17 protein-coding genes are annotated in these 13338 nt (G+C 40.8%); 2 read left to right on the top strand and 15 right to left on the bottom strand.

Annotation, left to right across the window (positions count from 1 at the left end; genetic code table 11):
* Positions 1–81: 81 nt before the first annotated feature.
* The 11 genes from ACVX3R_RS02970 to ACVX3R_RS02920 form a co-directional block, all read right to left on the bottom strand.
* Positions 82–861 (bottom strand): hypothetical protein, encoded by a 780-nt coding sequence (locus ACVX3R_RS02970; RefSeq protein WP_458795399.1) that lies wholly within the window; start codon positions 859–861, stop codon positions 82–84.
* On the bottom strand, positions 861–2015 hold the full coding sequence (gene wecB, locus ACVX3R_RS02965; protein ID WP_458795398.1) for a non-hydrolyzing UDP-N-acetylglucosamine 2-epimerase: 1155 nt from the start codon (positions 2013–2015) through the stop codon (positions 861–863). The genes ACVX3R_RS02970 and wecB overlap by 1 nt, the downstream gene beginning before the upstream one ends.
* 408 nt (positions 2016–2423) lie before the next feature.
* Positions 2424–2933, bottom strand: coding sequence for a GNAT family N-acetyltransferase (locus tag ACVX3R_RS02960; RefSeq protein ID WP_458795397.1), 510 nt, complete (start codon positions 2931–2933; stop codon positions 2424–2426).
* Between the two features lie 152 nt (positions 2934–3085).
* Positions 3086–3325 (bottom strand): 30S ribosomal protein S18, encoded by a 240-nt coding sequence (gene rpsR / locus ACVX3R_RS02955; RefSeq protein WP_000068664.1) that lies wholly within the window; start codon positions 3323–3325, stop codon positions 3086–3088.
* Positions 3326–3356: 31 nt separating this feature from the next.
* The gene (locus ACVX3R_RS02950) at positions 3357–3827 is read right to left on the bottom strand and encodes a single-stranded DNA-binding protein (RefSeq protein ID WP_000609613.1); all 471 of its coding nucleotides are present in this window, start codon (positions 3825–3827) and stop codon (positions 3357–3359) included.
* Positions 3828–3838: 11 nt separating this feature from the next.
* On the bottom strand, positions 3839–4129 hold the full coding sequence (gene rpsF, locus ACVX3R_RS02945) for a 30S ribosomal protein S6 (protein ID WP_001151775.1): 291 nt from the start codon (positions 4127–4129) through the stop codon (positions 3839–3841).
* Between the two features lie 135 nt (positions 4130–4264).
* The gene (locus ACVX3R_RS02940) at positions 4265–5470 is read right to left on the bottom strand and encodes an MFS transporter (RefSeq protein ID WP_458795396.1); all 1206 of its coding nucleotides are present in this window, start codon (positions 5468–5470) and stop codon (positions 4265–4267) included.
* Between the two features lie 125 nt (positions 5471–5595).
* A complete protein-coding gene (gene asnS / locus ACVX3R_RS02935; protein WP_458795395.1) occupies positions 5596–6939 on the bottom strand; it encodes an asparagine--tRNA ligase in 1344 nt (447 codons plus the stop codon).
* 13 nt (positions 6940–6952) lie between these two features.
* On the bottom strand, positions 6953–7324 hold the full coding sequence (locus ACVX3R_RS02930) for a VOC family protein (RefSeq protein WP_458795394.1): 372 nt from the start codon (positions 7322–7324) through the stop codon (positions 6953–6955).
* Positions 7324–8505, bottom strand: a complete 1182-nt coding sequence (locus tag ACVX3R_RS02925; RefSeq protein WP_458795393.1) for a pyridoxal phosphate-dependent aminotransferase — start codon at positions 8503–8505, stop codon at positions 7324–7326. The genes ACVX3R_RS02930 and ACVX3R_RS02925 overlap by 1 nt, the downstream gene beginning before the upstream one ends.
* Positions 8506–8514: 9 nt before the next feature.
* On the bottom strand, positions 8515–8991 hold the full coding sequence (locus ACVX3R_RS02920; RefSeq protein WP_458795392.1) for a cell wall elongation regulator TseB-like domain-containing protein: 477 nt from the start codon (positions 8989–8991) through the stop codon (positions 8515–8517).
* A gap of 118 nt (positions 8992–9109) precedes the next feature.
* On the opposite strand from ACVX3R_RS02920, the gene ACVX3R_RS02915 reads away from it, so the two are divergent.
* Both ACVX3R_RS02915 and ACVX3R_RS02910 read left to right on the top strand, forming a co-directional pair.
* Complete coding sequence (locus ACVX3R_RS02915) at positions 9110–9556, top strand: MarR family winged helix-turn-helix transcriptional regulator (RefSeq protein ID WP_458795391.1); 447 nt, start codon at positions 9110–9112, stop codon at positions 9554–9556.
* A 91-nt stretch (positions 9557–9647) separates the two neighbouring features.
* Complete coding sequence (locus ACVX3R_RS02910; RefSeq protein ID WP_458795390.1) at positions 9648–10196, top strand: NAD(P)H-dependent oxidoreductase; 549 nt, start codon at positions 9648–9650, stop codon at positions 10194–10196.
* A 31-nt stretch (positions 10197–10227) separates the two neighbouring features.
* Here the strand turns inward: ACVX3R_RS02910 and yaaA are convergent, their stop codons facing one another.
* The 4 genes from yaaA to ACVX3R_RS02890 form a co-directional block, all read right to left on the bottom strand.
* Positions 10228–10956, bottom strand: coding sequence for a peroxide stress protein YaaA (yaaA, locus tag ACVX3R_RS02905; protein WP_458795389.1), 729 nt, complete (start codon positions 10954–10956; stop codon positions 10228–10230).
* A gap of 79 nt (positions 10957–11035) precedes the next feature.
* A complete protein-coding gene (locus ACVX3R_RS02900; protein WP_002874755.1) occupies positions 11036–11167 on the bottom strand; it encodes a DUF3953 domain-containing protein in 132 nt (43 codons plus the stop codon).
* 86 nt (positions 11168–11253) lie between these two features.
* Complete coding sequence (locus ACVX3R_RS02895) at positions 11254–12849, bottom strand: hypothetical protein (RefSeq protein ID WP_458795388.1); 1596 nt, start codon at positions 12847–12849, stop codon at positions 11254–11256.
* A gap of 11 nt (positions 12850–12860) precedes the next feature.
* Positions 12861–13271: a peptide deformylase gene (locus ACVX3R_RS02890; protein WP_458795387.1), complete on the bottom strand. Its 411-nt coding sequence runs from the start codon at positions 13269–13271 to the stop codon at positions 12861–12863.
* Positions 13272–13338: the final 67 nt, after the last annotated feature.

Genomic DNA, 13338 nt, shown 5'->3' with positions numbered 1-13338 from the left:
TATGACAAAACAAATGCCAAAGGTAAGACTGAGTCCCAAAGCAATGCCAAAAAATATATTGGTTAGAGTCATGTTTCCCTCCTAATATTCTACAATTACATCTGTCTCTAATTGACGTTTGAGATGACTGGCAATATCCGAGTAGTCTTGGTATTTCCCACTATTATCAGAGTTAATCACCAAATACCCTGTTTGAAATTGAATCCCCTGATCGCCATCTTCTCCATGAAAAACTAAACTACCTAGTTTCTCCCGCAAATCACTCAAATAGAGTTCCCTTAAAGAACGCTTATTACTACTAGATAGAACGAGAAAATTACCTTCTGAAACGTAATAGAGCTTATCATTGTAACTCAATCCCTGAGCAATTACCTCTTGAATGCGACTGAGCATCTGGTTATACTCTCTAGGTTTTATCTGGAAGAACAAATCTTCATGTGCCCAATGAATCAATAGAGATTGAACCGTCACATCACTTTGTGCAGTTACCATAGCCTGGTAATCTGCTCGAGCATCATCTTCCTGTTCTTGGACCTTTGAAGCTACCTTGAAGAAATAATAACGAACTTTAAGTAAAATCCCAATCAACAGTGGAAAACTGATCAATAAGAAGACTAGTTGAGTGATTGGGATATAAACTACACCCGCAACCAAAACGATAAGTCCAAGCCCAAATGTTAAGATAAGGGTCCAAGTAAGCAAAAGGTCAGATAATACCAATACTGCAAACAAGGCTAAAGCTAAAAACAAAATTTGTTCTAAAATAATCTCTCGAGCAAAGAAAAAAGAAAGCCCTAAAAGAAGCGACTCGCACCCCAGAAAAGCGAGGAGCCAATTCCTAAATTTATTCCATGTTTTCATTACGCCTCTTCCCCCTCTTTAAATTCAGATACAAATTCAGCCATTCCAAAATAATGTTGTATAGCACGAACGATTCGTTCAGATGCTCTTCCATCTCCATAGGGATTCGGTGCCTGAGACATTTGTCTATAAAGAGTTTCATCTGTTAAGAGTGCTGCCATAGCCTCTTTGACACGTACTGGATCCGTACCAACTAGCTTCAAAGTACCTGCTCTTACTCCTTCTGGACGTTCCGTCGTGTCACGAAGGACAAGGACAGGTTTGCCGAGAGAAGGCGCCTCTTCTTGAACACCTCCAGAGTCGGTCATGATAAAATAGCTTCTTGAAGCTAAATTATGAAAATCAAGTACATCTAAAGGCTCAATCAAGTGAATACGATCGTGACCAGCTAAGATATCTTTTGCTACTTCTTGCACGGCAGGGCTAAGGTGAACAGGATAAACAACCTCAATTTCCTGATGAAGATCTACCATCTCACGTAAAGCTGTAAAGACATTTCTCATTGGTTGACCTTGATTCTCACGACGGTGCATGGTTACTAAAACAAGCTTCTTAGAAGGATCTAATTGATCTAGAACTTCATGATAGTAATCCGATTGAACGGTTAATTTCAAGGCATCAATGGCTGTATTCCCCGTAATGACAATAGCAGACTCAGGATGATTTTCCTTGAGGAGATTTTCCTTACTCTCACTAGTTGGAGCAAAATAAAGATCAGCAAGATTATCTGTCATCTGACGATTCATTTCTTCTGGGAAAGGAGAATACTTGTCAAATGTTCTTAGACCAGCTTCAACGTGGCCGATACGTACCTGATTATAGAAAGCCACTAAACTTGCTACAAAAGTTGTCGTTGTATCTCCATGAACAAGAATCATATCTGGACGTTCTTGCTTAACAACTGGATCAAACTTTTCTAAAATTTTTCCAGTAATATCCAAGAGGGATTGATTTTTCCCCATAATATCCAAGTCATAATGTGGCTCAATGCTAAAAGTTTTAAGAACTTGATCTAGCATTTGACGGTGCTGAGCTGTCACAACTGTGATCGTCTCAATGCTGTCACTATGTTTTTGCAATTCCAACACTAAAGGGGCCATTTTAATAGCTTCTGGTCGTGTCCCAAAAACAAGCATCACTTTCAGTTTCTTCATTATGGTATCCTTCTACTATAATAAAATTTGACATATCAGATTAATTAGTACATCTGATAGTTCCAATATCAATTAATTTGACTTTCGTAATTATTTTACCGCCAATTAATTTATATGTCAAATTTTTATAAGTATATTATTGCATTTAATTTAATTCTAAATAATCGTAATATTTTTGTAGTGATATAATTTACACTGTGTAAACCTTAAATCTTACACTTTTCTTAAATATTTTTAAAATTCTAAACCTTACTATATTTTGAATATTTATTTTTATTTTGATAATTCAAATAATTATATTTTATCGTTTCATAGAATCCCCCTTTTTCTAACAAAAAAATCCCTCTCTAATGAAAAAGGAATTTACGACTTCTTGCTATTTTAAAGTTAAACCTTATAAGATCTATCTTAAATCAAATCTTTTGACAGATATAAAACAAGGTCACCGATATCTTCACAAGTAGCATCCATAGCCGGTCTGTGATTTTGATACCAGACGCCCGAACCATCTGGAATATAACCTCGTTTGATGTACAATCTCTGGGCAGGCCCATACCCTGAATGGAGCCCAACACCAAGGGTCACCTTATCCGATATGAGCTTAACTCGTTTTTCCGCTTCTTCCATCAAGAGATTTCCAATACCTTGATTTTGAAAGGGCTCAAAGACATTGAAATCTGAGAGTTCTGGATAGATTTCTGCAAAAGGCCCCTGCTTAGCGCAGGGCAAAATTGTGATATACCCCGCTAAAGCCCCCTTAACCTCTGCAACTAAGACTTCTCTCTCCCCACATTCTTGTTCAAGAAAATATCTAGCCAAAATTTCTTCTCTACCCGGCCAACCTTGATTGATAAAACCTTGGGATAAGTGTTCGGTATCAGATTCGATCATTTTTCTAATAATACTGTTTCCCTTCATAAGGCACCCCTTTGAAAATTCATACTATCATTATAACACATTTATAGTCAAAGAAAGAAGACCCAGTGGGTCTGAAAAAGAGGTCCACCCGGACCTCAACTCGCTCTCTCATTTCCATGCTCGTGAAAAAAAGACCCGTAAGGGTCTCTTCTTTAATCTTCGTTTACGAAAGGCATCAAAGCCATTACGCGAGCGCGTTTGATAGCTGTTGTTACTTTACGTTGGTTTTTAGCTGAAGTTCCTGTTACACGACGTGGAAGGATTTTCCCACGTTCTGAAACGAAACGGCTAAGAAGCTCAGTATCTTTGTAATCAACATATTCAATTTTGTTTGCTGCGATGTAATCAACTTTTTTACGGCGTTTGAATCCGCCACGACGTTGTTGAGCCATGTTTTTTCTCCTTTATAGTATTAATTGTCCATTAGAATGGTAAATCATCATCTGAAATATCCAATGGATTTGTTGCTCCGAATGGATTTTCAGAACGTGAAAAGTCTGGTACTGGGTTTGCAGGTGCTGATTGACCAGCGGTTGGTGCAGAATAAGCGCCACCTGAATGTCCTTCACGCACTCCGCGACTTTCCAACATTTGGAAATTATCCGCCACGACTTCTGTTACGTAAACACGTTGTCCTTGCTGGTTATCGTAACTACGAGTCTGGATACGACCTGTGATCCCGATAAGAGAGCCTTTTTTAGCCCAGTTAGCAAGATTTTCAGCCTGTTGGCGCCACATAACGACATTGATGAAATCAGCCTCACGTTCGCCATTTTGACTCTTAAATGTACGGTTTACTGCAAGAGTAAAAGTCGCAACTGCTACATTTGATGAGGTATAACGCAACTCAGCGTCACGCGTCATACGCCCTACAAGTACAACATTGTTAATCATAATCTACCTTCTTACGCGTCAAGTTTGACGATCATGTGACGAAGAATGTCAGCGTTGATTTTTGAAAGACGGTCAAACTCTTTAAGAGCTACGTCATCGTTTGCTTCAACGTTAACAATGTGGTAAAGTCCTTCGCGGAAATCTTGGATTTCGTATGCAAGACGACGTTTTTCCCAGTCTTTTGATTCAACAACAGTTGCACCGTTGTCAGTCAAGATAGAGTCAAAACGTGCTACCAAAGCGTTTTTCGCTTCTTCTTCAATGTTTGGACGAATGATATAAAGAATTTCGTATTTAGCCATTGATATGTTCCTCCTTTTGGTCTAATGACCCCCAGCCTTTGCAAGGGGTAAGTGAGGTTCGCTCACAATAAACCATTATACTAGAAAAACTGATAGATAGCAAGTAAAAAAGATAAAAGTGAAAAAATAACTTTATTACTTAGAAATAACTTCCTCTTTCAGTTTCAAAGCTCCTGCCATCTCTTTCAAAATGAAAAATAGCAAAAAGCTGGCTAGTACTAAAATGAGCCCTAAGTAAAGGAAGGCTACTACAAATCCTAGATAGTCAATCAACCATCCCGTCAGGGGAAAAATGATAATCATGCTTAGGCTGAACATCATAGAGTAGACACTTAGCATGGTTGCCCGTACCTCACTTGGGAGTCGCTTTTGTAAATCATTATCAAAAATCGGCTGAAAGAGAGCATATAAGGCGTTGCTGATCAGATAAACCAAAATATAAATCAGCGGCGTACCAAAGTAGGAAATCAAATAAGTTCCTCCCGTCAAGAGTACAAGAATGGGAAAAAGCTTTAAGGCTGAATACTTCTTTCCAATCTTACTTGCTAGATAAACTGCCCAGATATTCAAAACACTGCCCATCAACATGACCATCGAAATCTGCCACCCTTCTAAGTCAGGAAGTTGATTTTGATAGTAAAAATAAAACATGCACATCAGTGTCCCGATGATTTGGGAAAGAATCATCCAACTAAAAAGACTGGGGTTTCTCCGCAACTCCTCTTTGACAGTCCAGATTATTTTTTTCATCGTCAAGCGCTCAGATTTTTGCGCTTTAACACTAGGCTCTTTTAGCATCCAAGTTAGGAAAAGAACGATTATAGAAGTAGCAATCATGATATAGTAGGTCAAGTGTAATTGACCATGGACAAAAAACCCCGCTAAAACGGTTCCCAAAGACCGAGTCCCTTCTGCTACTCCTGACATAAAACTGGAGATAGATAAGTAGCGCTCTTTTAATCCGGCTTCCACGGCCGAATCATAAACCATGGCTGCACTCGTCCCCGAATCAAAATTATAAGACAAGGCACTCAACACCATAGCGAGTGCGTAAATCCAAAAATTACCTTGCCCTAGTAACATAAGAATCGACGACGCAATCCCAGCGATTCGACTTAAATACAGATTGGTTTTATAGGAATAGCGGTCAGCTAACATTCCCGAGGGAATTTCACAAATGACACTGGTGGCATGAAAAATACTTTCCAATAAGCCAATCTGCCAAAGTGACATCCCATTTTGACTGAGAAATAGAATCCAAAAGCTGGTAATGCCCAGAAAAGCAAAAAATTCCACACCAGCCATGAGACCGATATTCTTCCGGTAATTTCGTTTAAACATAGTTTCTCCTTTAACAAGTGTATTTGTATCTTTGTGTTTGTCACTTGTTAAGCTGTGCTTTACATGTTCTCCACCTCTTCTTTCTTCTACTTTGAAAAAACGCCCCTAGGGCGTTTTGATTTATTTTATGGTTTGATACGGTGTAACATACGTGGGAATGGAATAGCTTCACGGATGTGTTTTGTTCCTGCTGCGAAGGTTACCATACGCTCGATACCAATACCGAATCCTCCGTGTGGAACTGTACCGTATTTACGAAGGTCAAGGTAGAATTCGTATTCTGTACGATCCATACCAAGTTCTTCCATCTTAGCGACAAGGGCATCATAGTCTTCCTCACGCATAGAACCACCGATGATTTCTCCATAGCCTTCTGGTGCAAGCAAGTCTGCACAAAGCACACGATCTGGGTTACCAGGAACTGGTTTCATGTAGAAGGCCTTGATGGCTGCTGGGTAGTTCATGACAAAGGTTGGTACACCAAAGTGGTTTGAAATCCATGTTTCGTGTGGTGAACCAAAGTCATCTCCATGCTCCAAATGCTCATAGTCAGCATCTTCATCATTCTCATGCTCTTGCAAGAGGTCAATGGCTTGATCGTAAGTGATGCGTTTGAATGGCTCAGCAATGTAGCGTTTCAAAAGCTCTGTATCACGTTCCAAGGTTTCCAAGGCTTGAGGCGCACGATCCAAAACACCTTGAAGAAGGGCTTTTACATAAGCTTCTTGCAAGTCAAGTGATTCATAGTGTGTCAAGTAGGAGTACTCCGCATCCATCATCCAGAACTCCGTCAAGTGACGGCGTGTTTTTGATTTTTCAGCACGGAATACTGGACCAAAGTCAAAGACACGACCAAGAGCCATAGCTCCCGCTTCTAGGTAAAGCTGACCTGATTGGCTCAAGTAGGCTGGCGTTCCGAAATAATCTGTTTCAAAAAGTTCTGTAGAATCTTCTGCTGCGTTTCCTGAAAGAATTGGGCTATCAAACTTCATAAAACCGTTCTTGTCAAAGAACTCATAAGTTGCATAGATGATAGCGTTACGGATTTGCATCACAGCCACTTGCTTACGAGATCGTAGCCACAAGTGACGGTTGTCCATCAAGAAGTCGGTTCCATGTTCTTTTGGTGTGATAGGGTAGTCTTGAGATTCACCGATCACTTCGATGTCTGTAATATCCAACTCATAGCCAAACTTAGAACGTTCGTCTTCTTTGACAATCCCTGTCACATAAACAGAGGTTTCTTGGCTCAAGTGTTTAATCGTTTCAAATTTTTCAAGACCTACCTCTTCACCAAATTTTTCAATAAAGTTTGGTTTGAAGGCGACTCCTTGGAAAAAGGCTGTTCCGTCTCGCAATTGCAAGAAGGCAATTTTCCCTTTTCCTGATTTATTGGCAACCCAGGCTCCGATGGTCACTTCTTGACCAACGTAGTCTTTTACTTCGATGATTGTTACACGTTTTGTCATTATTTTTCCTTTTCTATTCTTCTTTATGGCAAACTGCCTCTATGCTATTTCCATCTGGGTCAATAATAAACGCAGCATAGTATCCCACATGGTAATTTTTACGTTCGCCAGGTGCACCATTATCCTTTCCTCCAGCAGCCAAAGCTGCATGATAGAAAGCATCTACTTCTTGACAAGTTTGAGCACTAAAGGCAAAATGCATCGGCTCTTGTTGACCAACATTTAGCCAAAAATCACCACCTGGATCCACATCTCGCGGTTCTGTGAAACTAACGACCTGCCCCGTATCAAATTGAAGGCGATAATTTAAAGCAGCTAAAGTAGCTTGATAGAAAGCTTTAGAAACTTCTAAATTCTTTACCTTAAGGGTAAAATGATCTATCATTATAATTCCTCCATAAATTGATGCAAGCGACGAATAGCTTCTTTTAATGTATCCAAGTCTGTGGCATAGCTGAGACGAACATTTTCTGGTGCTCCAAATCCAGCTCCTGTAATCAAGGCAAGGCCGACTTCTTCGAGAATAGCCGTTGTAAACTCTGTCACGTCAGTATAACCCTTCATCTCCATCGCTTTTTTAACATTTGGGAAAAGATAGAAGGCTCCTTGGGGCTTGACAACTTCAAATCCTGGCACTTGGCACAAGAGTGGATAAATGGTATTCAAACGTTCCTCAAAAGCCTGGCGCATGGTTTCAACAGAGTCTTGCGGTCCAGTTAGGGCTTCAATCGTTGCATATTGCGATACTGCAGTCAGGTTGGAGGTCGTTTGTCCTGTCAATTTGCTCATAGCAGCGATAATTTCAGGATTTCCCACAGCATAACCTACCCGCCAACCAGTCATGGCATAGGCCTTAGATACACCGTTAATCACGATGGTTTGCTTGCGAATGGCTTCTGACAGACTAGAGATTGGAACAAATTCATTCCCGTTATAAACCAAACGACCATAAATATCATCTGCTAGGATAAGGACATCATGTTCAACAGCCCAATTTCCGATAGCCATGAGTTCCTCACGAGAGTAAATCATACCAGTCGGATTCGATGGCGAATTGAGAACTAAGACCTTGGTCTTAGCTGTTCGGGCTGCTTCTAGCTGCTCCACTGTTACTTTAAAGTGATTGTCTTCTTTGGCCTGGACAAAGACTGGCACTCCTTCTGCCATTTTGACTTGATCTCCATAGCTGACCCAGTATGGTGTAGGGATGATGACCTCATCACCTGGATTGACCACAGCCATAAAGAAGGTGTAGAGAGAGAACTTAGCACCAGTGGCAAAGGTAACCTCGTTAGTCGCTACGGAATAGCCATAATAGCGTTCAAAATAGGTATTAACCGCTGCTTTTAACTCTGGTAGGCCTGAAGCAACTGTATAAAAGGAAGCTCGTCCATCTCGAATCGCTTCTACCGCTGCATCCTGAATGTTTTCAGGAGTATGAAAATCAGGCTGTCCCAAGGTTAAGAAAAGAACATCTTTTCCCTGAGCTTTTAATGCTTTGGCTCTTGCATCACTGGCTAGAGTGACGCTTTCTTCCATTTCTAGTACACGTTTGGATAGTTCCATATGCCCTCCTTATTGGATCACTGCTCCTGTTTCAAAGTCAACCAGATAGTACTGGTTTCCTGACTTAACTTCCCAAATCGGCTTGTCCTGATAGCGACCAAAAGTAATCTTGTCAATGTCGCTAGCTCCTTTTTCCCTCGAAATCGTCGCTGCCTTGTCCTGAGAAATCCCCTTATCAAGCTGATAGACATAAATCTTGTGGTCATTCTTTTCAATCAGTACGGCAATGGCCTCTTGCTTTCTATTATGTCCTAAAACGCTGTAATAACCTTCTAGTCCATTATAGAAATCAACCTGATCTGCCTTTTCCAATTCTGCATACTGCTTGGCTAGTTTTTCTCCCTCAACTCTAGCATCTTGATAGGGTTTCATACTGAGTGTTATCAGATAAAGGAAGGAAGTGGTCATGACTAGTACTACCAGAGCAATGCCGATTCCATACTGTAAAAGTAGCTTGTTTTTTGCTTTTTTCTGTCTTAGTTTCACTCGTCTATTTTACCATCTCTCCTTCTTTATTACAAGTGAAGACAGGAACATTCTAAGATTCTTTTCCTATAAAATATAAGTTCTTGTTTTTCTCTTTCATTATTGATAAAATAGCCTTATGAAACAATACTTAAAAGAGAAAATCTCCGATAATCAACTAGACTTAAAAACAGCTATCGTCCTCAACAAAGCCATACGAACTTTTAAACCATGTGAAGCTAAGGCTGCCAAAGAACACGGGCTAACACCCACCCAATTTTCAGTTTTGGAAACCCTCTATAGCAAGGGGGAACTGCGCATTCAGGATTTGATTGAAAAAATGCTAGCCACTTCTGGAAACATGACTGTTGTCATTCGAAACATGGTTCGAGATGGGTGGATTTCTAGAACTTGTGACCCCAAGGATCGTCGCTCTTTTTTCTTGAAATTAACACCTGCAGGACGCAGAAAAATCGAAGAGGTTCTTCCTGACCATATCGATTCTATCGTAGAAGCACTTAGCATCTTGGAAGATGGCGAAAAGGAAGACTTAATCCGCATTTTAAAAAAATTTAAAAATTTGTGAGCAAAATTATTGCTAATTAGTATCAGTTGTTGTAACATAGATGGTAACAAAAGAGTTAGCTCTTTGAATTTTAAACTAAAGGAGACACATCATGTCTAAAAAAGTATTATTTATCGTCGGTTCACTTCGCCAAGGTTCTTTCAACCACCAAATGGCCCTCGAAGCTGAAAAAGCACTTGCTGGAAAAGCGGAAGTTAGCTATCTTGATTACTCAGCTATTCCTCTCTTCATCCAAGATCTTGAAGTTCCAACTCATCCAGCTGTAGCTGCTGCTCGTGAAGCAGTCCTTGCTGCAGATGCCATCTGGATTTTCTCTCCAGTCTACAACTTCTCTATCCCTGGAACAGTAAAGAACTTGCTTGACTGGCTCTCTCGCGCCATTGACTTGTCTGATACACGTGGTGCTTCTGCCCTCCAAGACAAGTTTATCACTGTCTCATCTGTAGCCAATGCCGGTCACGATCAACTCTTTGCTATTTACAAAGACCTCTTGCCATTTATCCGTACACAAGTCGTTGGTGACTTTACAGCTGCTCGTGTCAATGACTCTGCTTGGGCAGACGGAAAATTGGTGTTAGAAGAAGCAACCGCTTCGTCACTTGCAAAACAAGCGGACGACCTTCTTACAGCCATCAACTAATCAAACAAAAACCAGCTCGAATGAGCTGGTTTTATGCTTGTTTCACAAAGACGAATTCTAAATCACTGGATAAATCAGGTTGGTAGTCAAAACCGGCGAAGCTAAGCTTACGAGCTTGCTCAACTGTTTGAACTTGTCCTTCTATCAAGGCGGTCAAAAAGGCCCCACGCGCTTTTTTTGAAATGGTTGAATGGATTTTCAACTGACCTGCCTTATCCTCCATAAATTTAAAAGTCACCATCTTTTCTCTGATTTCCTTCGAAAATACGGTTTCAAACTCTGATGATAGGAGGGAGAATATCAAATCCTCATCCTGTAGCGCCTCATCGTAGGCTGACTTCCAATGAGTCTTTAGGGTTTTACCAACTACTTTTAACTTCATCAAGAAGTCCAAACGATGAGGAGCCATGGGCGACAAGGCTGGGACAACACCGTATAAAGCTGATGTTATTAAAACATGATTTTCAAGATAGGTTTGTTCAGCCTCAGCTAACCCATCTCGTTTGATATGGCGATACATGAGACCATCGAATAGTTTCAAAGCTGGATAATGTTTAGCTCTGTGATCTTTTAAAGCTTGAATATGAGCGTACTCTTCTTCTGCTTTCTCAGCAGATACCTTATAAAAGGTCTCTAATTCACTAGCTGAGTAGTGCGCCAATGAGTCAAGGACTGCCTGACTTTCTTCCCTCAAGGGAAGCGCTTCGATACAAGGATAGTTTGTGTTCATTTCTTTTGCTGTTGGGATTAAAATTTTCATATTGTTAGTGTAGCATATTTTTCAATCACGACCAAGAATTTCATCTTAAAAACCTCGGTTCACACCGAGGTTTGTCTGTTTATTTTGGCCATCCTAACCAGATAGCTACGAGAACAAGGGCTGTGCCAGCTAAGCTTGTTAAGATAGATAAGAATTTATCTTTTTTCTCCTTGAACTGAGAAAACCTATTTTTATACTCAATGAAAATCAAAGAGCAAACTAGGAAGCTAGCCGCAGGCTGTACTTGAGTACGGCAAGGCGACGCTGACGTAGTTTGAATTTGATTTTCGAAGAGTATTATTGTACTTTAAAGGTCTTGAGATAATTATCTTTTCCAACTTGACCTTCAAAGGATTGGCCATTTTCGAGGTAAGGAAGGTCATCCGATACCGAAGCCTTAACCTTGTAAATCTTGTCATTAACTTTAAAGAAATAGACGGTATCCCCCTTGATGACAGCTGATTTAAGGTCTGAAATCACTCCCTTGATACTTTCTACCGTTTCGTTATCCAGATCGAGGTCGTTTTTATTGGCATACTTGCTGAGGAGTTCATCTACCGTAGTTGCTACGATGACGTTTTGGTACTCCACGGCATCGACCAATGCATACTCCTTGACCAAGCCTGCATTGTCCTTCAAGCCCATGATATAGAGAGGCTTGTCATTGAGATTAACAAGGATAGGGAATGTAGCCTTGTAGGCCTTCTCTTGCACGGCTCCCTCTGCAGAAGCACGGGCTGATTCTTCGGTTGCTGATGCTAGATTGTACTTGGTGATTTCACCAGTTCGCATATTTTCAAGGATAAATCCTAGATTACTTTCGTCAGCATTTGCTGAAGTCACCCCTGTGTAGAGATAAATGTCATTTCCGATAGAAAGATAGTTATAGCCTTCTGTCGTTTGGGTAACGTTTTTCTTAGAGATCAAGGCATTCCAGAAGCCGTCTTTATACTTGCCGTTGTAGTTGATTTGCTCGATGGTTTCTTCAGCTGGATAGACACGATCCACCCATTCTGGGACTTCATCCAAGTTGTATTCCTTGGTTTCTCCATTGGTGGCGTCTAAGATAATAACAGATGAAGGACGAGGTACTCCTAGACCAAACTGCTTTTGATAAACAGTTGCTACATAGAAAGGATTGCCTTCATCATCCACCTCAAAGGATGGCGTTTTAAAAATCTTGGTTGGGTACTTGATCCGAAGATGACGTTTGACATCGCGGTTAAAATACTCGGAATCTGAATACTTCATCGGCGTTTTTAGATCCACCAATTCCGCGTTTCCTGTCACCATATCAACCTTGATATACTCGCCAATTCCCTTGGACTGATTATTAAACCATTTGATCGGGTCGGCATACTCCAAAGGCGTCACCCGATAAGGTTTGCCATCAACCGTCAGCTGGGTATAAGTATCTGCTGCCACGTACTGGGAGACCTTATCCGTCAGAGAGCCTAGATAACGATCCCCAATCTTTTCTGCAGTGCTCCGATCTAGGATTGGAACCTTACTGGTATCACTCTTAGGAAAATCTTTAAAGTCTTTTTCTGTGATGGACACCACATTAGCATAATTTTTTGCTTGGAAAAAGCTAGAGGTTACTAGGCTTACCAGACCAGCAAGTGCAAAGATGAGTCCTGCAGCCAGCAACAATCCTCCACCTAATTTATTAAAATGAAGCCCTTCTAGATTGAGTTCGTTGGCAACCTTGCCATGACGTACGTGAACTGTCTTGAAAGGATTGGTATCCCTTCGAAAACTAAACAAAATCCCCATCACCACCAAATGTCCACATAGGAAAAAGATAAATTCCCAGCTGGTAAGATTGAAGGGTGGTAAAAAGATATACCAAGTCGTTGCGATAAAAACAAGTTCAAAAAGTATACGTTTCATCTGAGTTCCTCCTAAATAATCCGTCCTTCCAAATGATCCAGTTCATGTTGGCAGATCTGAGCTGGAAAACCTGTCAGTGTAATGGTCTGTTCCTGCCATTTGCTATCGCGATAGGAAACCGTAATCGTTTCATAACGAGTCGTTGACCGTACCCCAGTCAAGGACAAACAACCTTCCTCTGTCTCGTAAGGTTCTTTATAGGAAAGGAGAACGGGATTAAACATGACTATGGGAACCAAGCCAAGATTAAAGATAATCACGCGCTTCTGCACACCAATCATATTGGCCGCTAGACCGACACAGGTCTCGCGATTAGCCAGCAGGGTATCCTGCAAATCCTTAGCCAGATAAAGGTCTTCCTGACTTGCAGCTTTCGAAACCTGCGACAAAAATAAGACATCTCGGACAATTTTCTCTTCCATTCTCTTACGCTCCTTGCTACTTTACTTTATTATAGCACAAAAGGAAGCGACTTCTAGTCCTTTCCCT

It is taken from the genome of Streptococcus sp. 517s (genome assembly GCF_054445985.1).
This window is presented reverse-complemented; position numbering and strand designations above follow the sequence as displayed.